22 protein-coding genes and 1 pseudogene are annotated in these 20,220 nt (G+C 62.5%); 18 read left to right on the top strand and 5 right to left on the bottom strand.

Going from position 1 to position 20,220, the window contains the following annotated elements; genetic code table 11:
• The first annotated feature begins 226 nt into the window (after positions 1-226).
• The 6 genes from C8D95_RS17435 to C8D95_RS17460 all read left to right on the top strand — a co-directional run bounded on the left by C8D95_RS17435 (position 227) and on the right by C8D95_RS17460 (position 5,741).
• Positions 227-433, top strand: a complete 207-nt coding sequence (locus C8D95_RS17435) for a hypothetical protein (protein WP_109760480.1) — start codon at positions 227-229, stop codon at positions 431-433.
• Between the two features lie 83 nt (positions 434-516).
• Positions 517-1,248: a LuxR C-terminal-related transcriptional regulator gene (locus tag C8D95_RS17440; protein ID WP_109760481.1), complete on the top strand. Its 732-nt coding sequence runs from the start codon at positions 517-519 to the stop codon at positions 1,246-1,248.
• Positions 1,249-1,259: 11 nt separating this feature from the next.
• Positions 1,260-2,426, top strand: a complete 1,167-nt coding sequence (locus C8D95_RS17445) for an FIST N-terminal domain-containing protein (protein ID WP_241239746.1) — start codon at positions 1,260-1,262, stop codon at positions 2,424-2,426.
• On the top strand, positions 2,423-4,741 hold the full coding sequence (locus C8D95_RS17450) for a hybrid sensor histidine kinase/response regulator (RefSeq protein ID WP_241239745.1): 2,319 nt from the start codon (positions 2,423-2,425) through the stop codon (positions 4,739-4,741). The genes C8D95_RS17445 and C8D95_RS17450 overlap by 4 nt, the downstream gene beginning before the upstream one ends.
• On the top strand, positions 4,738-5,400 hold the full coding sequence (locus C8D95_RS17455) for a hypothetical protein (RefSeq protein WP_109760482.1): 663 nt from the start codon (positions 4,738-4,740) through the stop codon (positions 5,398-5,400). The genes C8D95_RS17450 and C8D95_RS17455 overlap by 4 nt, the downstream gene beginning before the upstream one ends.
• Positions 5,397-5,741 (top strand): hypothetical protein, encoded by a 345-nt coding sequence (locus tag C8D95_RS17460; RefSeq protein WP_109760483.1) that lies wholly within the window; start codon positions 5,397-5,399, stop codon positions 5,739-5,741. Before C8D95_RS17455 ends, C8D95_RS17460 begins: the two co-directional genes overlap by 4 nt.
• A 10-nt stretch (positions 5,742-5,751) precedes the next feature.
• Here C8D95_RS17460 and C8D95_RS17465 read toward each other — a convergent pair whose 3' ends face one another.
• Positions 5,752-6,570 (bottom strand): quinoprotein dehydrogenase-associated SoxYZ-like carrier, encoded by an 819-nt coding sequence (locus tag C8D95_RS17465; protein ID WP_109760484.1) that lies wholly within the window; start codon positions 6,568-6,570, stop codon positions 5,752-5,754.
• A 122-nt stretch (positions 6,571-6,692) separates the two neighbouring features.
• Between C8D95_RS17465 and C8D95_RS17470 the strand changes: the two genes are divergently transcribed.
• Positions 6,693-7,721 (top strand): quinoprotein relay system zinc metallohydrolase 2, encoded by a 1,029-nt coding sequence (locus tag C8D95_RS17470; protein WP_109760485.1) that lies wholly within the window; start codon positions 6,693-6,695, stop codon positions 7,719-7,721.
• Between the two features lies 1 nt (position 7,722).
• Here C8D95_RS17470 and C8D95_RS17475 read toward each other — a convergent pair whose 3' ends face one another.
• Complete coding sequence (locus C8D95_RS17475; protein ID WP_241239744.1) at positions 7,723-8,343, bottom strand: hypothetical protein; 621 nt, start codon at positions 8,341-8,343, stop codon at positions 7,723-7,725.
• A 153-nt stretch (positions 8,344-8,496) separates the two neighbouring features.
• Between C8D95_RS17475 and C8D95_RS17480 the strand changes: the two genes are divergently transcribed.
• The 7 genes and pseudogenes from C8D95_RS17480 (at position 8,497) to C8D95_RS17510 (ending at position 14,740) form a co-directional block, all read left to right on the top strand.
• Positions 8,497-9,609: an S-(hydroxymethyl)glutathione dehydrogenase/class III alcohol dehydrogenase gene (locus tag C8D95_RS17480; RefSeq protein ID WP_109760486.1), complete on the top strand. Its 1,113-nt coding sequence runs from the start codon at positions 8,497-8,499 to the stop codon at positions 9,607-9,609.
• Positions 9,610-9,619: 10 nt separating this feature from the next.
• Positions 9,620-10,444 (top strand): S-formylglutathione hydrolase, encoded by an 825-nt coding sequence (gene fghA / locus C8D95_RS17485; protein WP_109760506.1) that lies wholly within the window; start codon positions 9,620-9,622, stop codon positions 10,442-10,444.
• A 19-nt stretch (positions 10,445-10,463) separates the two neighbouring features.
• On the top strand, positions 10,464-10,865 hold the full coding sequence (locus tag C8D95_RS17490) for a c-type cytochrome (protein ID WP_109760487.1): 402 nt from the start codon (positions 10,464-10,466) through the stop codon (positions 10,863-10,865).
• 121 nt (positions 10,866-10,986) lie between these two features.
• Positions 10,987-12,785: pseudogene (locus C8D95_RS17495) on the top strand (methanol/ethanol family PQQ-dependent dehydrogenase).
• 77 nt (positions 12,786-12,862) lie between these two features.
• Entirely contained in the window at positions 12,863-13,381 is a 519-nt protein-coding gene (locus C8D95_RS17500; RefSeq protein WP_109760488.1) for a c-type cytochrome, methanol metabolism-related, read from the top strand.
• Positions 13,362-14,207: a substrate-binding domain-containing protein gene (locus tag C8D95_RS17505; RefSeq protein WP_109760489.1), complete on the top strand. Its 846-nt coding sequence runs from the start codon at positions 13,362-13,364 to the stop codon at positions 14,205-14,207. The genes C8D95_RS17500 and C8D95_RS17505 overlap by 20 nt, the downstream gene beginning before the upstream one ends.
• Positions 14,204-14,740 carry a PQQ-dependent catabolism-associated CXXCW motif protein gene (locus C8D95_RS17510; RefSeq protein WP_109760490.1) on the top strand — a complete coding sequence of 179 codons (537 nt, stop codon included), beginning with the start codon at positions 14,204-14,206 and terminating at the stop codon, positions 14,738-14,740. The genes C8D95_RS17505 and C8D95_RS17510 overlap by 4 nt, the downstream gene beginning before the upstream one ends.
• Positions 14,741-14,744: 4 nt before the next feature.
• Here the strand turns inward: C8D95_RS17510 and C8D95_RS17515 are convergent, their stop codons facing one another.
• The 3 genes from C8D95_RS17515 to C8D95_RS17525 all read right to left on the bottom strand — a co-directional run bounded on the left by C8D95_RS17515 (position 14,745) and on the right by C8D95_RS17525 (position 17,031).
• Entirely contained in the window at positions 14,745-15,551 is an 807-nt protein-coding gene (locus tag C8D95_RS17515; RefSeq protein WP_109760491.1) for a quinoprotein dehydrogenase-associated SoxYZ-like carrier, read from the bottom strand.
• On the bottom strand, positions 15,548-16,243 hold the full coding sequence (locus C8D95_RS17520; RefSeq protein ID WP_241239743.1) for a YncE family protein: 696 nt from the start codon (positions 16,241-16,243) through the stop codon (positions 15,548-15,550). The genes C8D95_RS17515 and C8D95_RS17520 overlap by 4 nt, the downstream gene beginning before the upstream one ends.
• A gap of 242 nt (positions 16,244-16,485) precedes the next feature.
• Positions 16,486-17,031: an SRPBCC family protein gene (locus tag C8D95_RS17525; protein ID WP_109760492.1), complete on the bottom strand. Its 546-nt coding sequence runs from the start codon at positions 17,029-17,031 to the stop codon at positions 16,486-16,488.
• A 175-nt stretch (positions 17,032-17,206) separates the two neighbouring features.
• Between C8D95_RS17525 and C8D95_RS17530 the strand changes: the two genes are divergently transcribed.
• The 4 genes from C8D95_RS17530 to C8D95_RS17545 are packed head-to-tail and all read left to right on the top strand — an operon-like array spanning position 17,207 to position 20,106.
• Positions 17,207-18,406 (top strand): ABC transporter substrate-binding protein, encoded by a 1,200-nt coding sequence (locus C8D95_RS17530; RefSeq protein ID WP_109760493.1) that lies wholly within the window; start codon positions 17,207-17,209, stop codon positions 18,404-18,406.
• A gap of 4 nt (positions 18,407-18,410) precedes the next feature.
• Positions 18,411-19,385: a YVTN family beta-propeller repeat protein gene (locus C8D95_RS17535; protein ID WP_109760494.1), complete on the top strand. Its 975-nt coding sequence runs from the start codon at positions 18,411-18,413 to the stop codon at positions 19,383-19,385.
• A 14-nt stretch (positions 19,386-19,399) separates the two neighbouring features.
• Positions 19,400-19,837: a cupredoxin domain-containing protein gene (locus C8D95_RS17540; RefSeq protein WP_109760495.1), complete on the top strand. Its 438-nt coding sequence runs from the start codon at positions 19,400-19,402 to the stop codon at positions 19,835-19,837.
• Positions 19,838-19,848: 11 nt separating this feature from the next.
• Positions 19,849-20,106 (top strand): PepSY domain-containing protein, encoded by a 258-nt coding sequence (locus tag C8D95_RS17545; protein ID WP_109760507.1) that lies wholly within the window; start codon positions 19,849-19,851, stop codon positions 20,104-20,106.
• The last annotated feature ends 114 nt before the right edge of the window (positions 20,107-20,220 follow it).

Here is a 20,220-nt window from a genome sequence, read left to right on the forward strand (position 1 = left end):
GCGACAGTCGCTGGTAGCCGTCATCTCACCGCAGCGGATCGCTTATGGGGTGAAAGTGCCGTCAGATCCGCCGCCCGCCGCCGCACGGGTTCAAGAGGTACGGCTGCCCGGTTGGCCTGTCGCCAGTGCCGCAGCCCCGATCTTTCTCGGGGGGATTTCCGTCGGCCTGAGAGGCCGGACGGTCACGGCGAACGAGGTTCTCTGGCGCGTGCCCCGGATTGACCCATTGGCCCAGGGTCTGGTGAAAGCCGCGCGCAAGGGCGACGGCCGTGCCGCGCGGCGGATGGCGGCCCGCATGATCGAGCGCGACGGACCATCGCCGGCTCGCCAGGATCTCATCGCGTCGCTCGACCGCACCCTGTTCGATCCCGCCGGTGCGCCACCCGATCTCGCCCAATTTTCCCGTAGCTTCATTTCGGTAGGGAGCGAATAGGCGCCTGACCCTGCGGCAGAGCGGCCACATAAGTTGTGGAAACGGGGGACTGTTCCGCTAGCTTGTGGTCAGGGAGAATCATTATGTACATGTCGGCAGACCTGTCATCGACGGTGTCCATGTCGAGCGTGATGATCGTCGACGACCATCCGCTTTACAGTGACGCGCTTGCGGCGACGCTGACGCATATCTTCGAAAATTGCCAAATTCACCGGGCGGGCAGCCTGCTTGAGACTTTGGCGCTTCTGGACGAGGGGATCGAGCCCGACCTCATCCTTCTCGATCTCAAGCTCCCCGACGTTTCCGGCATTTCGAGCTTCGAGGAACTGACGGTCCGGCTTTCGAGGGCCCGCATCCTCGTGATCTCGTCGCTGGCCTCGCCCGAACTGGTCCGGTCGCTTCTCGATCGCGGGGCCATGGGCTTTCTGCCCAAGGAAAGCTCTGCCAAGACACTCAGGCACGCCATTTCCGAAATTGCTGCCGGCAGGCGCTATGTCCCGCCTGAGTACCGAGACGCGAAGGACGAGGAGCCGGAACAGGGTGACGAGCTTTGCTCTGTCTTCGGCGTGAACCCCCAGCTTGCACAACTCACGCCGCAGCAGAAGCGAATCCTGAAGCTCATATGTACGGGCAATCCGAACAAGCAGATTGCCTACGAACTGTCCTTGGCCGAAGCCACGGTAAAGGCACACATCACAGCCCTTCTGCGTCGACTCGGAGTCCGCAACCGGACGCAGGCGGCGGTCCTGGTCGAACAGCTTGCTGCCCGGTCTGGGGGCGGCGAACCGGAAATCCAGGCCTTCCTGAAGAACTGACGGAGCCGGGGGTGGATGACGCCGTAACGCTCGAAGCTCCACGCTTTCTCTGGATCGGACGCTCGGACGAACCTAATCCGGTGGCGGCCGTCGACGAAGCGGTCTCGGCCTTCGATGTGTCCGAGGTCTGTTTCGTGCTTGCGTTTCTTCCCTCGCACCTCGACGTGGACGAGACGGCGCAGGCCCTTTCCGCGCGCCTGCCCGGCCCGCCCGTCTATGGCTGCACCACCGCAGGCCAGATCACCGGAGAAGGATACGAGGATCACGCCCTCCTCCTCCTGGCTTTTCCCAAGGCCAACTTCCGATGCGCCTCCGCCCTGATCGACGACCTTGCCCCTCTCGAAGCGCCCCAGGTCGCGGCCCAGGCACAGCGGCTGGACGACAAGTTCCGGCACAGGATGGGGTGGAAGCGACTTGGCCTCGTGTTCTGCGACGGATTGAGCAAGCAGGAAGACCTGCTGATCTCGACCCTCGACGCGGTGCTCAAAGGCGTCCCGATCTTCGGCGGCTCGGCTGGCGACGGTTTCCGGTTCGAGAGGTCGTTCGTCCTGCACGACGGCCGCGCACACTCAAATGCCGCCGTTCTCGTCCTCGTCGAGACCAACCTCGAATTCCAGGGGATCGGCTTCGACCACTTTCTGCCGATGGGGCGCCAGATCGTCATTACCCGCGCTGACCCGGACGAGAGGCTTGTCTACGAGATCAATGGAGCTCCGGCGGCGCTGGAATACGCGCGGCTGGTCGGTTGTCCCGTCACACAGTTGTCGCCCGAAGTCTTCGCCGAGAACCCGATGCTTCTGCGGCACAACCAGAAGTTCTACGTCCGCGCCGTACGAGAGGTATCGGACAATCACGCGATGTCTTTCCTTGCTGCCATCGACGACGGACTAATCCTGACACTTGGCCGGGGGCGGGAGATCATCGAGACACTCGATGCGGGCCTCGACATCCAGAACGCGGGAGGCCACGTGCCAGATTTCGTGCTTGGGTTCGACTGCGCCCTCCGCAAGCTCGAGATCGAACAGAAGCAGCTTCACCGCAACGTCTCCCAGATCCTTCGCAAGCGTCGGGTTTTCGGCTTCAACACCTACGGCGAGCAACAGTCCGGCGTCCACATGAACCAGACCTTCGTGGGCGTCGCCTTCTTTGAGGCCCAGTCCAGGGAGCCTACTCCGTGAACGGTCTCGTCGACCCCGCCGAACCGATCGAGCTTCGTCTTGAGCGCCAGGAGAAAATCATCGACGCGCTGATCCGCCGCGCCGACCGCCATAATGACATCGGTCCGGCCGCCTTCCGCGCATTCCAGTCCGCCATCGAGCTTCAAGAGAGGATCGAGGCGCAGACCCGAGATCTGAAGCGGGCCGAGACCGAGCTTGCCAGCGTCCGCTTCGATCGCGAGCGTACACGCCAGGGTCTGGTCGAGGCTCTGTCGTCCATGGCAGAGGGGTTCGCCCTCTTCATGGACGACCGGCTGCATGTGACGAACGAATTCCTGTCGCAACTTCTTCCCGATCGCGCCGCCGATTTCGTACCTAACCTCGGCACCGACCGCTTCTTTGCGCTTATCGCGGAAAGCGAGGCCTTCGTCTCGTCTGACCGCAGCCTTCACGAGATCGGCACCCGCCTGCGTCGCAAGAAGGAAGCGCTTGCGCTGGTCATCGAGCTTAGGGACGACCGCTGGTTCCAGTTGAACGTGCAGAACACGCCCAGGGGCAGCATCGTCCTGCTCGTGACCGAGATAACCAAGCTCGTCCGGCAGAACCGGGTGGAGAAGGAAACCCTGATCGACCTTCAGGAAGATTACCTGCGCGCCGTGTTCGATAACATAGGCGCGGGTGCCTGCACCCTGTCAAAGTCCGGGCGCATACTTCTGGTGAACACACGTTTTTGCGACCTTCTCAACCTGCCGCCCGAAGACGTTGCACCCGGTGTCGATGCTGCACATCTGGTCGAGCTTCTGGAGCGGAACCACAGCGTCGACGGCGGCGAGGCGCCGCGCCCAAGCCTGTGGTGGAGTACGCTTCGGGCCGAGGGGGTCTTGAAACTGCGGCTTCGCCAGGCCGAGGAAAAGGTCCTCGACATTCACGCGAACCGGCTGCCCGACGGGGGCTACATCATCGAAGTCTCGGATGTCACCTTGTCCGTCCGGACCGCTGAGATGCTGGAAAAAAGGGTCCGCGAGCGGACGGCCGAGTTGCTCCAAGCCAACGAGAGGCTCAGCCGCGAATACCGCGAAAAGGCGCGGGTGGAGGACGAACTGCGTGTCGCGCGCGATCGCGCGGAGGCCGCCATCTCGTCGAAGACGAGGTTTCTCGCCGCGGCGAGCCACGACCTTCTTCAACCGATCAACGCCGCGCAGCTTCTGATCTCGACGCTCAAGGAAAGCACGCGTGACACCGCCTACTATCCTCTGGTGGAGCGGCTTTTCGGGGCCTTCGGATCGGCCGAGCAACTTCTGCGCTCGCTTCTCGACATCTCTCGCCTTGAAAGCGCCGATGCGAATGCCGTTTCGGTCGCGAACGTCAGCCTGGGCGCGCTTCTCGCCGGCATCCACGGCGACCAGGCCCTTCTCGCCGAGCAGAAGAACGTGCGGTTCGACGTCGTGTCCTGCAACGCGGTGGTGCGTTCGGACCCAGTGTACCTTCTGCGGTCGATCCAAAACCTGGTCGTCAACGCTATCCAGTACACCGAACCGGGCGGCCGTGTGCTGGTCGGTTGCAGACGACGCGGCGAGAAGGTCGAGGTGCAGGTCTGGGACACCGGCATCGGCGTAGCGCTTGGGGACCAGAAGCGCATCTTCGAAGAGTTCACGCGAGCGGGTGGCGTGCCGCTTGGGTCCGGCATGGGGCTGGGGTTGTCAGTGGTCGACCGAGCCTGTCGGCTTCTGGGGCACCAGCTTTCCGTCAGATCCAAGCCGGGCGTCGGCTCGATCTTCTCGATCACGCTCGACCGCGCAGATGGCGAGGCCGTTCCGGGCGAGCCTTTGGCGCGGCTGCCCGCTCCCGAGGACGTTGCCTTCGACCAGATCGTGCTGGTGGTCGAAAACGACGAGGATGTCCTTTTCGCCACGACAAAATGGCTGGAGCAGATGGGCGCCAGCGTCTTTGCCGCCCGAGACCGCGACGAGTCTCTGCGTTTCATCGAAGACATGGGAATGCCGCCTGACATCATCCTTGCCGACTACCAGTTGGACAACGGGCAGACGGGCGTTCAGGTCATCGCCGCGGTCCGTGAGGTGACGCGGACCCATGTGCCCGCCATCATCATCACCGCCGACCGAAGCGAGGCGGTTCTCGAGGCCGCAATTCCCGACGACGTGTCCGTGATGACGAAGCCGATCAAGCTCTCGCGCTTGCGGCAGCTCATGGACTGGAAGGTCAGGCTTGCGTCGACTGCCGCCGAGGCAAAGGCATCGATGCATACGAAGGTCGGCGATGACTCGGCTGGCCCGCTGACCAAGGATCGGACTCCGGAAAGAGGAGCCGCAGAATGAAGACCACCGTTTTCGCCGCGATCCTTGGCGTCGCGGCCTTTGCCCTTCCGCTTGGTGCGGAAACCATCGGGGCCGAGGAAAGCTATGACCTGCTATTCAGGAATGGAACTCTTGACGCTGTGGACCGAGACAGCGGTCTGGAGTATCGCCGCGAGGTGACAAGCGAACTTGTGCCAGAGGCCGAGGATCGCGACACGGGTGATATTCAGCTTGCCTTTCTAAAGACCGAACCTGCGGCGGTCGCACTTTCCCTGCACCAGGATGGCAAGGAGCGCGGCCTTGGAACCTTCCCCGCGAGCGTCGGCAATCCGATCATCATGTACTTCTACGAGACGACTGTGCGCGATATGGCCGAGGCGGCTGGTGGAAGTCCTCTCTACATCCGCAATCGCGTGAAGGATGCGCTGACCCAGCCAGCCGAGATCGAAAAGGGACGCGAAACCTTCGAGGGCCGCGAGATCGAGACGACCCGGATCACGCTCAGGCCTTTCGAGAACGACCCCAATCGCGAGCGGATGCAGGGTTTCGGCGACCTGACGCTCAGCGTGACGATGTCCGACGAGGTTCCGGGATGGTATCTGGGTCTCGAGGCATCCGTGCCGGGGGACGAGGCGCCCATCTACCACTCGACATTGACCTTCGACGGGGTGGTAGAGTGAGACGCCTTGCGATCCTCCTGGCGGTCCTGCCGTTCGCCGCTGCTGCACAAGACGAGGCCGCGCGACTGAACGACTACCCGACCTCCACGCGCGCCGACTATGTTTTCGCTTGCATGGCGAAGAACGGACAGACGCGAGAGATGCTGGAACGCTGCTCCTGCTCGATAGACGAAATCGCGTCGATCCTGCCCTATGACAAGTACGTGGAGGCCGAGACCGTCCTGTCGATGCGCCGTGTCGGGGGTGAGCGCATGGCGGTGTTCAATAGCTCTCCGGATGCAGAGCACCTCGTGGCCGACCTGCGGCGTGCCCAGGCCGAGTCGGAACTCGTCTGCTTCTGACGCCGTGACGTCAGGTGGCGGGACCCTTCGCCAGGACCTGTTCGAACGAGTTGCCCGCAGTGTCCGTCGCCTTCACCGTCAACGCCTCGGACCCGTTGTCGATGTACGCGAACCTGAAGACGGGGTTCTCGGAGATCGAAATACCGCCATCCATGGCCCAGAGCATGTCGTCGCCCTGCCAGACTTCGAGGTGGTCGATGAAGTGCGCCGGTATGAACAACTGGGTGATCTGGTCGCGCTGAAGGCCTGAGTAGTTCGGGTGGCGGACCATGATCTGAGCTTCGCGCAGCACGTTCGACTGAAGTGGCGCGTCCATTGCGCCAAAGAGCCGGAGCTTCATCTCGCCCATGGATGCGAGGACGCTTTCCGGATCGCGCGACGCCGGCGCAGAACATCCGCCCGAAGCCTTGACGAACCGGCCCGTCATCGAAAGGCCGTCTTCAGTCTCGGTGATCACGCGGACGTTGGAATACTGGTTTACTCGCAGACGCATCTCGAACGACAGCTCTCCCATGCCGTCGCCGAAGGTGAATACACCGGCGACCGGCGCGGGGTTTTCGTCAACAACGACGGTTGCAGCCGTGATGCGGACATCGGGGTCCGTCTGGGTTAGCACGACCGGGACCGTGGCCGCGTCGGCAGCGCGCGAAGGCGCTTCGACGGACAGGATGTCGCTTCCCTCGGACAGGTCGGCATCGCCTACGACATCGAACCGCAGGTCCTCCCAGGTCGGGCTGTCCGTCAGCGGATTCTGAACGGCGGTCTCGGCAAACGCGCCGCTTGAAACAAGCAGCACGGCGGCAGCCATCGACATTGTTCTCAGGCGCATAACGGTGTCCTCCCGCAGCGATGCACGGCGTGGATCATGCCACAACCCGCGCCGGAGGTATATCTGGACCTCAGTCGCAGGTGGGCGCACGCTTCCGTGAGGTTTGGTCGGAGGGTCGGGACATGTTTGAAGCCGTCGTGACGCTGTGTCTCGGGCTTGCCAACGCGGAGTGTGCGGACCGCCTGCTTCCTGGATATGAGGCCGCCACCCTCGAGGGATGCGACGCGGCACTTCAGGCCCGGACGCCTTCGATCCCCGGGGGTGCTGACGGGTCACCGCGCTGCGTGCCCTCCGGACCGACGCTTTCGATCCTCGAGGTCGCGCCCGGCGTCTTTGTCCATGTGGGGCTCATCGAGGAACCATCGCCGGGAAACGACGGCGATGTCTCGAACTCCGGCTTCGTCGTGGGGCGCGACAGCGTTGCCGTCATCGACGCTGGCGGCTCGCGCCTCGCGGGGGAAGGGCTGTGGCGCGCCGTTCGGGCCGAGACAGATCTGCCCGTCTCGCATGTCCTCCTTACACATATGCATCCTGACCACATCTTCGGGGCCAGCGTCTTCACCGAAGCGGGGGCCGAGGTCGTGGGCCATGCCGATTTGCCGCGCGCGCTCGCGGACCGGGCTTCGACCTACGTGACGAGTTTCGAGAGGCTGGTGGGCTCTTCATTCGCAGGAAGCGCCATCCCGAAAGTCTCCGTCACCATAGCGGATCCTACCGAGATAGACCTTGGTGACCGGACCCTTATCGTTGAACCTTGGCCGGTCGCGCACACAGGCACCGATATGACTGTTTTCGACCGCGCGACCGGCGTGATGTTCCTGGGCGATCTTCTCTTCGACGAGCATACGCCCTCCCTTGATGGCAGTCTGAAAGGTTGGAAAGGTGTGCTGACGGACCTGACGTTTCGTGAGCTTGAGGTCGTCGTTCCCGGCCACGGTGCGGCGAGTTTGGACTGGCCGGAAGGTGCCGCAAACCTGGAAAGGTATCTGTCGGTGCTGGAGTCGGACACCCGTGACGCTATCGAACGAGGCGACCGGATTGGAGACGCCATTCAAACCATCGCGGCCGACGAAGCGACGAGATGGAGCCTCTTCGACGCATACAACCCGCGCAATGCCACCGTCGCCTGGACCGAACTGGAATGGGAGTAGGCTAGTCGACGACGTGCTCCGCCAGAAGCTGTGCGATGCCGAACAGGCGGCGCTCGATAAGCTGTGGTGTCTCGCAGAGGTAGGTAATCGATTTCTGACGGTCGCTATAGATTAGCTGATCCCAATCCAGCTTCTCCTCCAACTCGTCGACACGGTCGAAATCTGGCTCGTCTGCGGCCATCTGCGTGTCCATCTCGCTTCGCGTGTTTTCGATACTTTTGGCCAGAGCAATCTGGCTAAGCGAGAAATCGGCGATTCCCTTGATGATTCTCGTGCGGCGCGTGTCGAGACCCTTGAACGCCCGCTGGAACACCCGGCCCATGACCTCGGGGTCTCCGCTATATCTTTCGGCAAAAGCCTGAACCTCGGGCCGTAGGCTTTCGAGGTCGCTCCGTCGCAGCGTCAGTCGTTCAGCCATCAGGTCAACCGCGGCACTCTCTTCTTTGCTGGCAGGGGTTTCGGGCAGGGGATGCGACCACATCAGGGCAGGCGAAAGCGTCTCGACCTTGCGCTGGATGCAGGGCCAGGTGGGATCGGCATAGTCCGCAGCATCGGCTGTCATGGCGAAAAGGTTGAGGAGGCCCGCAATCGCGACCGTCAGAAGAGCCGTGTTCCGCTTCATGGTTCCCTCCTTTTCGATATGCGCCCTTGCACCCTTTCGGTCCTGATCGGCAGCGCCAATACACACCATCGTATCAATTGTTCAGGGTGTGAGCTGCTTCTTATATTCTAAGAAACCCCGGACACAGGGGGGCGACGATATGGGAGGAGACCGATGAGAACGCGTGCCGCCGTGGCTGTACAGGCTGGAAAGCCGCTCGAGATCATGGAGGTCAACCTCGATGGCCCGAGAGCCGGAGAGGTTCTTGTCGAGATCAAGGCGACCGGCATCTGCCACACCGACGAGTTCACGCTATCCGGTGCCGATCCTGAAGGCATGTTTCCGGCGATTCTCGGTCACGAGGGTGCTGGCGTCGTCATTGAGGTGGGCGAGGGCGTCACCAGTCTGAAAAAGGGCGACCATGTCATTCCGCTCTACACGCCAGAGTGCCGTGAGTGCGAATACTGTCTCAATCCCAAGACGAACCTCTGCCAGGCGATCCGCTCCACCCAAGGTCAGGGCCTGATGCCCGACGGGACGTCGAGGTTCTCGACGCTCGATGGCGACCCGATCCTGCACTACATGGGTTGCTCGACGTTCTCGAACCATACGGTGCTGCCCGAGATCGCGTTGGCGAAGGTCCGCGAGGACGCGCCCTTCGACAAGATTTGCTACATCGGCTGCGGCGTGACGACCGGGATCGGTGCCGTCATCAATACAGCGAAGGTCGAGATCGGATCGCGCGCCGTCGTCTTCGGTCTGGGCGGTATCGGCCTGAACGTCATCCAGGGTCTGCGCCTTGCCGGGGCGGACCAGATCGTCGGCGTCGATCTGAACAACGACAAGAAGACAATGGCCGAGCGATTCGGCATGACCGACTTCGTCAACCCGTCCGAGGTTGAGGGCGATCTCGTGCCGTATCTCGTGAACCTGACCAAGGGCGGCGCGGACTACACCTTCGACGCGACCGGAAACGTCAAGGTGATGCGGACCGCGCTTGAGTGCGCTCACAAGGGCTGGGGTGAGAGCATCATCATCGGCGTGGCTCCTGCCGGCGCCGAGATCTCGACCCGTCCCTTCCAGCTCGTGACCGGCCGCACATGGCGGGGCACTGCGTTCGGAGGCGCACGCGGGCGAACCGACGTTCCGAAGATCGTGGACTGGTACATGGACGGGAAGATCGAGATCGACCCGATGATCACCCACACCCTCTCGCTGGACGACATCAACAAGGGATTCGACCTCATGCATGCGGGCGAATCCATCCGCTCGGTGGTGGTGTATTGATCCGATGAACCTGGAACGCATCTCGGAAAATCGAAGCTTCGGCGGGGTTCAAGGCGTCTACAGCCATGACTCTGCCGTATGCGGCGGGAAGATGACGTTCGGGGCCTATCTGCCGCCTCAGGCCGAGGATGGTCCGGTCCCGGTACTTTGGTACCTGTCGGGTCTGACCTGTACGCATGAGAACGCGATGACCAAGGGAGGTTTCCAGGAGACCGCGGCACATCACGGGATCGCTGTCATATTTCCCGATACTTCGCCCCGCGGCGAGGGTGTCGCGGACGACGATGCCTACGATCTGGGCAAGGGCGCGGGTTTCTATGTGAACGCGACCGAGGCTCCGTGGTCGGCGCATTATCAGATGTACGACTACGTCGTGAAGGAATTGCGCGGTGTAGTGGAGGAGAACCTGCCCGTGAACGACCGTCACGGGATTACGGGTCATTCCATGGGCGGACACGGGGCCATCACGATCGCCTTGCGCAACCCCGACAGCTACCATTCGCTGTCTGCCTTCGCGCCGATCGCGCATCCGACGCAATCCGACTGGGGCCGCAAGCAACTTGGCGCCTATCTCGGGAACGACGAGAGTGTCTGGGCCGAGCACGACTCGACGCTGCTTCTGGAAGAATACGGCTGGAAGGGCGAGATTCTCGTCGATCAGGGGGCATCCGATCAATTCCTCGACTTGCTCAAGCCTGAGGCTCTGGCAGGCATGATGGCGAAGCGCCGCCAACCGGGCGAGTTCCGGATGCAGCGCGGATATGACCATTCCTATTTTTTCGTTAATAGCTTTGCTGCCGATCACGTCGCTTTTCATGCGGCGAATCTCTCATGAGTCGAAAAGGAACCTTCCAATGCGTAACAAATTGATCGTCAGCCTCGCCCTCGCCTGCCTCCCCTTTGCCGCCGCCGCTCAGGACGCCGTCCCCGGTGATGCCGCTGCCGGAGAAAAGGTGTTCAGGAAATGCCAGGCCTGCCATGCCGTGGGTGCCGACGCCGCCAACAAGACCGGTCCGGAGCTGAATGGGATCGTCGGCCGCGTCATCGCGAGCGAGCCGGACTTTTCATACTCGGACGCACTTACGGCACTCGGCGCCGATGGCACCGTCTGGACGCCCGAGACGCTGGCGCAGTTCATCGAGAAACCCAAGGATTTTGCTCCGGGCACGAAGATGTCTTTCGCGGGCCTCCGCAAGGAAGAGGAACGCACGAACGTGATCGCGTATCTCGCGACCTTCCCGGCTGAGGGAAGCTAAGCGGGGACGAGAAGGGCCGACCGTCCCGCACACGGGGACAGTCGGCATATTATCGCTCCCGGTCGAGGAGGACCGGGCGTGCAACGACGGCGCTGCGCGTCGTATTTTGGGAGGACTTGGAATGAAAGTGCGTACGCTTTTGACCTCCGGGGTCGCGCTTTGCCTGGTGGCATCAGCCGCCTTGGCGAACGATGACCTTGTGACCCAGATGGAGAACCCCGCTCAGTGGGCGATCCAGACGGGCGACTACAAGAACCAGCGCTATTCGGCCCTGGACAAGATCAACAAGGAGAACGTCGGCGACCTGCAGGTGGCATGGACCTGGGCGTTCTTCGTGGTCACGAAGGCTCGCCGCTGGTGATCGGCGACACGATGTATGTTCATACCCCGTTTCCGAACATCGTCTACGCGCTCGATCTGGCCAACGATGGCAAGATCAAGTGGAAGTACGAGCCGAAGCAGGACCCGAACGTCATCCCGGTGATGTGCTGCGATACCGTCAACCGCGGTGTCGCCTATGCTGAAGGCAAGATCTTCCTTCACCAGGCCGATACGAAGGTCGTCGCACTCGACGCCGAGACCGGCGAAGTGGTGTGGGAAGTCGTGAACGGCGATCCCTCCAAGGGCGAGACCAACACCGCGACGGTTCTGCCGATCAAGGACAAGGTCATCGCCGGCATCTCGGGCGGCGAATTCGGCGTCCGCGGTTCGGTGACGGCGTACAACATGGAAACAGGCGAGCAGGAGTGGCGTGCTTATTCCATGGGTCCGGACTCCGACATCCTTGTCGATCCTGCGACGACGACCCATCTGGGCGAGCCGGTCGGCGAGAACTCGGGCACGAATACCTGGGAAGGCGATCAGTGGATGATCGGCGGCGGCACCACCTGGGGCTGGTATTCTGCCGACCTCGACGAGAACCTGTTCTACTACGGCACCGGCAACCCCTCGACCTGGAACCCGGCGCAGCGTCCGGGCGACAACCGCTGGTCCATGACGGTCATGGCACGCGACATCGACACCGGCATGGCCAAGTGGTTCTACCAGATGACGCCCCACGACGAGTGGGACTATGACGGGATCAACGAGATGATCCTGTCGGAGCAGGCCATCGACGGAACCGAGCGCAAGCTTCTCACCCACTTCGACCGTAACGGCTTCGGCTATACGCTCGACCGAGTGACGGGCGAACTACTCGTGGCCGAAAAGTACGACCCGGTCGTCAACTGGGCAACGGAAGTGGTGATGGATCCGTCGTCGGATCAGTACGGCCGACCGCAGGTGGTCGCGCAGTACTCGACCGAGCAGAACGGCGAGGACGTGAACTCGACCGGCATCTGCCCGGCTGCTCTCGGCTCCAAGGACCAGCAGCCGGCAGCCTATTCGCCGGATACCCAGCTGTTCTACGTGCCCACGAACCACGTCTGCATGGACTACGAGCCGTTCCAGGTCAGCTATACCGCTGGACAGCCCTACGTCGGTGCGACGCTGGCGATGTACCCCGCGCCGGACAGCCATGGCGGCATGGGTAATTTCATCGCCTGGGACAACATCGCTGGCGAGATCAAGTGGTCGATTCCCGAGCAGTTCTCGGTATGGTCGGGCGCTCTGGCCACCGCAGGCGGCGTCGTCTTCTACGGTACGCTGGAAGGTTACCTGAAGGCCGTCGACGCCGAGACGGGCGAAGAACTCTACAGGTTCAAGACCCCCTCGGGCATCATCGGCAACGTGATGACCTACGAGCGCGACGGCGAGCAGTACATCGGCATCCTGTCGGGCGTCGGTGGCTGGGCTGGTATCGGCCTCGCGGCCGGTCTGACCAACCCGAACGACGGCCTGGGCGCCGTGGGCGGCTACGCCGCTCTCAGCGACTACACCGCGCTCGGTGGCCAGCTGACCGTGTTCAAGCTCCCCAACTGAACCGGGCCTGAGACAAGACACGGGGCTGGCGCATTCGTCGCGCCAGCCCCCCTTCGTCAGATAAGGAAAAACCGGAGATGAGTAAGATGAGGCTCTTGTTGGCCGCGGGAATCGCGCTGACGCTCGGGCAGTCCGCCGTCGCGCAGGAAGAAATCACCGATACCGCCGCCGATTACGAAGAAGGCGGACGCTGGTACACGCAGCACGGCATTCCGACGTTCAAGGTCGAAGAGGATGGAACGGTCGATTTCGCGACGTTTTCAGGCTTCCGCCGCTATAACGCCGAATGCTTCCAGTGCCACGGGCCGGACGGAGCCGGCGGCTCTTATGCCCCTGCGCTTCAGGAGTCGGTCATGCGGCTCGACTACTACGAGTTCCAGGACATCGTCGTGAACGGCAAGCAGGAGGTGAACGCAGCGCAGAACCTCGTGATGCCCGCGCTTGGCCAGAACCCGAACGTGATGTGCTACCTCGACGATATCTACACCTACCTCAGAGCCCGTGGCACCGATACCGTCGGTCGCGGCCGGCCGGCAAAGAAGCAGGATAAGCCCGAGGCATTCTCCGAGGCTGAAGATGCTTGCATGGGAAGTTAAGCTGACCCGCGCGGCGCTCGTATCGCTCCTTCTGGCATCGCTGGCGGGGATGGCTTCTGCGCAGACATCGGACCTCGTGTCCCAGACTGCGCTGCGCGTCTGCGCTGACCCCGCCAACCTTCCGATGTCCGACGACAAGGAGGGAGGCTATGAAAACGAGCTGGCCGAATTCTTCGCCGACAAGCTGGGCATACCCGTCCAGTACACGTGGTACCCGATGGCAACGGGGTTCATCCGCAATACCCTGAACGCCAAGAAGTGCGACGTCGTCATCGGTTATGCGCAGGGCGAGGAGTTGGTGCTCAACACCAACCACTACCTCACCTCTGCCTATGCCCTGATCGTTCCGAAAGATGGACCCCTTGCCAACGTCGACACGCTTTCGGATGCGGCCCTGAAGTCGGTCAAGATAGGGATCATCGCTGGAACGCCGCCCTCGGCGCACATGGCGCACAACGGGCTTATGAAGGCCGCAAAGCCATATAACCTCGTGGTCGACCGACGTTATGAAAGTCCGGCAATCAACATGCTGGACGACCTCAAGGCGGGCACCATCGACGCCGCCATTCTCTGGGGTCCGCTCGGCGGGCCACTGGTCAAGTCGTCCTATCCCGGGATGAAGGTCACGCCGCTCGTCAAGGAAGAGCTTCCGCCGCGTCTGTTCTTCCGGATCACGATGGGAGTCCGTCAGGGCGAGAAGGTCTGGCAGCGCGAGCTGAATTCCCTCATCCGTCGGCATCAGGACGAGATCAATGCAATCCTGGTCGAGGCGGGTGTGCCTCTGGTGAACGACCTGGGAACCGAGGTCGTGGACCTCGGACAATGATGAAGGTCCTCGCCGCTCTTCTCGCATTGACGGGAGCGGCGGGGGCGCAGGTGGCCGAGCCCGACGATTATCGGATGGACGAGTACCGCGCGCCCGTCCCCTCTACATTGACGGGCGGAACGGTCGTAGGTCCGGAGGAGGCGCACGACCTCTGGGAGGACGGAGAGGCCTTCTTCATCGACGTCCTGCCTCAGGCGCCCAAACCCGACAACCTCCCCGCCGGCACGATATGGCGCGACAAGCCACGCGACTCGATTCCCGGCGCGATCTGGCTTCCGAACGTCGGATACGGAGCCATCGCGGAGGTGACCGCCCATTACTTTCGGCGCGGTCTCGAAGAGGGGACGGGCGGCGACTTGGCACATCCCGTAGTCTTCTTCTGCCTGGAGGATTGCTGGATGAGTTGGAACGCCGCCAGACGCGCGATCGCGTGGGGTTACTCCTCGGTCTACTGGCTGCCCGAGGGCACGGACGGCTGGGCACTCTGGGACTATCCGGTGGAGCGGATAACGCCCGAAGAGCCGCAGCCGTAGCTTTTCAGTAGCCTGTCAGGTCCTTGTGCGCCTCGGTGACGGTGCCTTCGGTATCGGTCATCGTGACATCGACGGACTGGCTTCCCGACGGGATTGACAGCGAGACCTGTGGATTCTCGGACAGCGAGATAGAGCCGGTCATGTCGACGTATTCGCCTCCCTCAAGGTCGATGCCCAGGGACTCGATGTAGCGCATCGGCGTGAAGAGAAGCGTGATCTGATCCATCTGCATCCCCGAGTGCTGCGGATGGTCGATGGCCACGTCCAGCGTGTTGAGGCGCTCGGCAAGGCTTGCGAGCCTCATCTCACCAGGCGGAAGAGGGGTGCGTTCCGCCAGGGCGATCTCCATTTCGCCAAGGGTCAGAAGCGCGATGTCCGGGTCGACGCCCGGAGGCGCCGCGCAGGCGCCCTGTCCCGTCGTCTTGACGAAGCTTTCGGCTACGAACAGGCGTCCGTCGCTGGTGCGGGCCACGACGTGAAGAGGTGTCGGCCCGTTCACTCGCATCGTCACATCGAAATAGAAACGCGGGATCGGCTCGGCGAACCGGAACACGGCCGAAACCGGCATCGGGTTCTCGTCGAGCACCACGGTCACTTCCTCGACGGTCGTGCCCGAGGGTGCAACGACATGGGCCGCCATCTGAGCGCGGGAGTCGTCTGGCGTCCGGTATGGCGCATCGATGGCGATGATGCCGGTTGCGGCCAGAAGCATCTGATCGCCGTAAAGCGCGGCGCTGATGTCGTCCCAGCTTTCGCCCGCCAGGGTTGGCGTTGCCGCACAGGCTGCGGCGGCGATCAGGGCAAGTCTCATCTATTGTCTCCTCCAGTGAGGAATGTGCCGAAGGCACGGGGTCCGTCGCAAGTGTCGTATGTAGCAGAGATTGCCAGCGTCGAGGCATCGACGACCATCAGCGTGTTGTCGAACCAGTTCACCAGAGCGACCGAAGACCCGCCAGATGTCGTGTCTATCCCTTCGGGATACTCTCCCGTGTCGATTTCATCGACTGGCGACAGATTGTCGAGTGACAGGACGCTCAGGCTATTGCCGTACTGGTTCGTGACAAAGATGCGATCCCTGGAGAAGGCGATGCCATAAGGGCGTTCGCCGACCGGAAAGGTATCGGTAACCTTTCGGCTCTCCGGGTCGATCACGCTGACATCGTTCGTACCCACGTTGGCCACGAAGAGCCGTCCATCCGGCGCAAAGCGAAGGCCGTAAGGGCGAAGGCCGACCGCGACAGTACCAACTGGGTCGAGGCTCTCAGCATCGAAGATGGACACCTGGTCGGAGTCCTTGTCTGCGGAGGCAAGGAAGCGGCCGCTGTCCGACAGTGCAAGTCCCGCTGGCGAGGCTCCGACCGGCAATTCTGCCGTCGGCTTCAGCGACATGGCGTCCAGCACCCAAATTCGCGATGCGAACCAGTCCGAGACGAAGATGCGCCCACGGGAAAGGTCGGCGGCGATCCCCGTTGGTCCCCCATCCAGCTTCACAGAGGCGAGCATTTCTCCCGTCAACGCATCGAGCCGGCGGACCGTCTTGCCTTCGGGGGGACACGATATAAACCTCCGCGCCATCCCTGCCGATCGCGATGCCGGCCGGTTTGCCGGGCATGCTCCAAGTCGCGCGCGTCTCTCCGGTGTCGAGATTGATGACGACGACCTCTTCGCCGTTCTGACAGGTGACATAGGCTGTGTCCGCCGCCGCCGTGGAACACAGGGCAAGCAGGCAAGCGACCATTACCAGGTCAGGACGCCGGCGCACCGAAGCGTTCGACAAGGGCGTCCAAACCGGCCTGATACACGCCGGTCACCGCAGCGATCGCGGCCTCGTCGTTCAGGTTCTCGGGCGGATCGTTGTTGGGGTAGCCGCGGTAAAACGCCCCGCGCCATTCCACGACGGAGCCGCCGCCGTCTCGCGGCTTGACCGTCAGGTGAGACGAGTAGTTCGTCACCGGCAGCACGTCGACCGACACGTTCTCGATGCGATAGGAATATGTCATCTTGTCGGCGTCGTACTTGAAGAGCACTTCGTCGATGCTGCCGCCGCCCTCCTGGCCAAGCGTCAGCCTGCGGGTCGCGTCGATCTGGTTTCCATTCTCGCCTTCGGTCGAGAAGACGGCCGGATGCCAGCTCATTTCCTGGAAATCACCTATCACGGTCCAGACCTCTTCGGGGTTGGCCGCGACTTCGGCTTCCAGGGTCACCTTTTGCCGTGTCGGTCCGTGTGCCAAGGCCAGCGTCGGCGCGACGGCGGCTCCGACCGCCGATCCCAGAAAGGCGCGTCTTTTCATGGATCCTCCTCCTCGGGCGACCCGCCGCATGCGGCAGCCTCCCGTTCTTAAAAAATAAGAGTCGAGGGGAATGATGGAGCGACTAAGCTTATGAAACAACTCGGCCAAAAGTAGCGGTTACAGACGCCGCGCGTTGGCGTGAGGATCGATCCTGAAGGCCTGATGAGGGAGAGAGATGCCGTTTCGTATCGCGCAGATCGTTTGCTTGGCAGTGTCGATGCTCGTCCTCGCCGGAGAGCCCGCACAAGCCATAGACGTCCGCGCGGCCGTTCTGCGTGTCGACTACCAGGTCCCCTTGCCGATCTCACGCTTCGATCTCAGACCCGACGACTTGGGCGTCGCCGGCGGTCTGCTTGCAGACGAGGACAACAATACGACCGGAACCTTCCTGGGGCACACCTACGCCACGACGACGCGTGCGGCGACACCGGAGACCGCGGACGCCGCGATGGACGAAATCCTGGCCGAGGGCCTTCGCTACATCGTCGTCATCGCGCGGATGGACGATCTGCTTCGGCTGACCGACAAGGCGGCCGAGGCCGGCGCGATGGTGTTCAACGCCGAGGCTGCGGACATGCCCCTGCGCGACGACCAATGCAGGGCGAACCTTCTGCACACCGCGACAAGCTATCAGCAGCAGGCCGATGCGGTGATCCAGTTCGCCGTCTGGAAGAAATGGACGCGCCTCGTCCTCATCGCGGGGTCGAACACGCCCGACGTGGCGCTGGCCGATGCCTATCGCAAAGCGGCGCGGAAGTTCGGGGCCGACATCGTCGAAGAGCGGATCTTCGAGGACATCGGCGGCACCCGGCGCACCGACTCGGGCCATGTTCTGGTGCAACGACAATTGCCCGTATTCATGCAGGATCTGCCCGAGCACGACGTGGTCATCGCCGCCGACGCCAGTGACTATTTCGCACCCTACCTGACCTATCACCTCTGGACCCCGCGTCCGGTCATGGGTTCCGCCGGTCTGAGGCCGGTGCAGATGCACGGCGGGCACGAGGCTTTCGGAGCCACTCAGCTTCAGAACCGGTTCGAGAAAATCGCCGTCCGCTACATGAAGGACGAGGACTACAACACCTGGATTGCGCTTCGTGCCCTGGGTGAGGCCGTCACCCGCACGCAATCGGACGACGTGACCACGGTAATCGATTTCCTTCTATCGGATGCCTTTGAACTGGCGGGCTTCAAAGGCCACCAGGTCAACTTCCGCGACTGGAACGGGCAAATGCGGCAGGAGGTGATCCTCTTCGACGACCGCATCACGGTAAGCGTCAGCCCGCAGGAGGGCTTCCTTCATCGAACCGCCCTTCAGGACACGCTTGGCCTCGACCGCCCAGAATCCGCCTGTACGGCCCTCGGACAAGGATGACCCAATGACCTATGCCTCTCTGCCCTTCCTCCTCCTCGGTGTGGTCTTCGCATCGCCCGCCCTTGCGGGGAAGGCTTTCGTGACGAACGAACGCGGAAACACCGTCTCGGTCATCGATACCGAAACGTGGGAGGTGACAGAGGAATTCTTCGGCGGAAATCGCCCGCGAGGAATCACGGTCAGTCCGGACGGCAAGCACCTTTATGTCTGCGCGTCAGACGACAACCTGGTGCGCGTCTTCGACACGGAAACCTATGCGGAACTTCCGAGTCTGCCCTCTGGACCCGACCCTGAACTCTTCATTCTCGAGCCGTCCGGTCACCGTCTCTACATTGCGAACGAAGACGACAACCTGGTGACCGTCACGGACACCCAGAGCCGCACCGTGATCGCCGAGGTGCCCGTCGGCGTCGAGCCCGAGGGCATGGGGATGAGCCCTGATGCAAAGTGGGTCGTCAACACGTCCGAGACGACGAACATGGCGCACTTCATCTCGACCGACGATTACCAGATCAAGCACAACGTGCTCGTCGACCAGCGGCCGCGCTATGCCCAGTACACCGCCGACGGATCACGGCTGTTCGTCACCTCCGAGATCGGAGGAACGGTGTCGGTGATGGATATTGACGAGACCGGCACGCCCACGCTTGTCGACAAGATTTCTTTCGAAGTGCCCGGGGTCCTGCCCGAGTGGCTCCAGCCGGTCGGGGCCAAGGTGACGTCGGACGGCAAGACGCTTTTCGTGGCACTCGGTCCGGCGAACCGAGTGGCGGTGGTCGACGCTGAAAGCCTCGAGGTGCGAGATTACATCCTCGTCGGTCAGCGCGTGTGGCAACTGGCCTTCACGCCGGACGAGAAATTCCTGCTCACTACGAATGGCAACTCGAACGACATCACCGTGATCGACGTCGCAGCCGAAGAGGCGGTGCGCTCGATCCAGGTGGGCGACCAGCCTTGGGGCGTGGTCGTCATCGAATGAATAGGGAGACACCCATGACGCGTATCCTCGCCCTTTGTTTGACGCTCTGCGCCGGGCTGCCTGCCTCCGCCACCCCGTTGTGCGACGACTTCGGCTTTGCGGGGCTTCTGGCGGCCTGCAACAGGGGCGAGACCATCACGCTGACGCTGGCGTCCGGACAGCCTCTGGGGGAGGACGTGACGCTTCAGTCGGGAGCCTACTACACGCTCGAGATCGTCGCTGACGGTTCTGCCGAGCTTGCCGTCGAGGGGCCGGGGTTCTTTCGCGCCATCTGGATGAATGAGATCGTCATCAACCAGATCGAGGTGCGTCCCATGGCGATTGACTCGATCGAGTTCGACACGGCGGGAACGGCCGAGCTTTCGTTCATCGCCATCAAACCCGGCACTCATGTCCTGCGCATTCCCGGGTCCACCGGCGAAACGCAACAGATCAAGATCAGCATCCAGTGAAGAAATTCCGCATGATCAAGCTCATTCCGACCGCACTCGCGACGCTCCTTCTCACCGGACCGGCTTTTGCGGCCGCGCATGCCATCGACGAAGCCACGGTGGCGGCGATCGAGGCGAAGCTGGCCGAGATGAAGTGCCAGATGGACCCCGCCGATATCGAGATGGAAGACGGCGGTTACGAACTGGACGACGTGATCTGCGAAGGCGGACAGCAGATGGACATCGAGTTGGACGCAGACCTGAACGAGGTCGATCGCCGTCTGGAGTGAGACGGGATCGGAACAGAAGAAGAGACATCCGCCGGTAGCTGCGACGCTGCCCGGCGAAAACCCTGGGAGGATGAAAGTGAAACTTCTGGCATTGGCTTCCGCGCTTCTCGCGCT

It is taken from the genome of Silicimonas algicola (assembly GCF_003148765.1).
In the GTDB taxonomy this organism is placed as follows: Bacteria; Pseudomonadota; Alphaproteobacteria; order Rhodobacterales; family Rhodobacteraceae; genus Silicimonas; species Silicimonas algicola.

What these genes read in the sequence shown, in the direction of transcription:
- C8D95_RS17500 (WP_109760488.1), top strand. Translation starts at nt 12,863, where the DNA reads ATGAGTAAGATGAGGCTCTTGTTGGCCGCGGGAATCGCGCTGACGCTC.
- C8D95_RS17455 (WP_109760482.1), top strand. Translation starts at nt 4,738, where the DNA reads ATGAAGACCACCGTTTTCGCCGCGATCCTTGGCGTCGCGGCCTTTGCC.
- C8D95_RS17490 (WP_109760487.1), top strand. Translation starts at nt 10,464, where the DNA reads ATGCGTAACAAATTGATCGTCAGCCTCGCCCTCGCCTGCCTCCCCTTT.
- C8D95_RS17535 (WP_109760494.1), top strand. Translation starts at nt 18,411, where the DNA reads ATGACCTATGCCTCTCTGCCCTTCCTCCTCCTCGGTGTGGTCTTCGCA.
- C8D95_RS17480 (WP_109760486.1), top strand. Translation starts at nt 8,497, where the DNA reads ATGAGAACGCGTGCCGCCGTGGCTGTACAGGCTGGAAAGCCGCTCGAG.
- C8D95_RS17525 (WP_109760492.1), bottom strand. Translation starts at nt 17,031, where the DNA reads ATGAAAAGACGCGCCTTTCTGGGATCGGCGGTCGGAGCCGCCGTCGCG.
- C8D95_RS17505 (WP_109760489.1), top strand. Translation starts at nt 13,362, where the DNA reads ATGCTTGCATGGGAAGTTAAGCTGACCCGCGCGGCGCTCGTATCGCTC.
- C8D95_RS17475 (WP_241239744.1), bottom strand. Translation starts at nt 8,343, where the DNA reads ATGAAGCGGAACACGGCTCTTCTGACGGTCGCGATTGCGGGCCTCCTC.
- C8D95_RS17465 (WP_109760484.1), bottom strand. Translation starts at nt 6,570, where the DNA reads ATGCGCCTGAGAACAATGTCGATGGCTGCCGCCGTGCTGCTTGTTTCA.
- C8D95_RS17545 (WP_109760507.1), top strand. Translation starts at nt 19,849, where the DNA reads ATGATCAAGCTCATTCCGACCGCACTCGCGACGCTCCTTCTCACCGGA.
- C8D95_RS17470 (WP_109760485.1), top strand. Translation starts at nt 6,693, where the DNA reads ATGTTTGAAGCCGTCGTGACGCTGTGTCTCGGGCTTGCCAACGCGGAG.
- C8D95_RS17515 (WP_109760491.1), bottom strand. Translation starts at nt 15,551, where the DNA reads ATGAGACTTGCCCTGATCGCCGCCGCAGCCTGTGCGGCAACGCCAACC.
- C8D95_RS17510 (WP_109760490.1), top strand. Translation starts at nt 14,204, where the DNA reads ATGATGAAGGTCCTCGCCGCTCTTCTCGCATTGACGGGAGCGGCGGGG.
- C8D95_RS17530 (WP_109760493.1), top strand. Translation starts at nt 17,207, where the DNA reads ATGCCGTTTCGTATCGCGCAGATCGTTTGCTTGGCAGTGTCGATGCTC.
- C8D95_RS17540 (WP_109760495.1), top strand. Translation starts at nt 19,400, where the DNA reads ATGACGCGTATCCTCGCCCTTTGTTTGACGCTCTGCGCCGGGCTGCCT.
- C8D95_RS17440 (WP_109760481.1), top strand. Translation starts at nt 517, where the DNA reads ATGTACATGTCGGCAGACCTGTCATCGACGGTGTCCATGTCGAGCGTG.
- C8D95_RS17520 (WP_241239743.1), bottom strand. Translation starts at nt 16,243, where the DNA reads ATGCTCGCCTCTGTGAAGCTGGATGGGGGACCAACGGGGATCGCCGCC.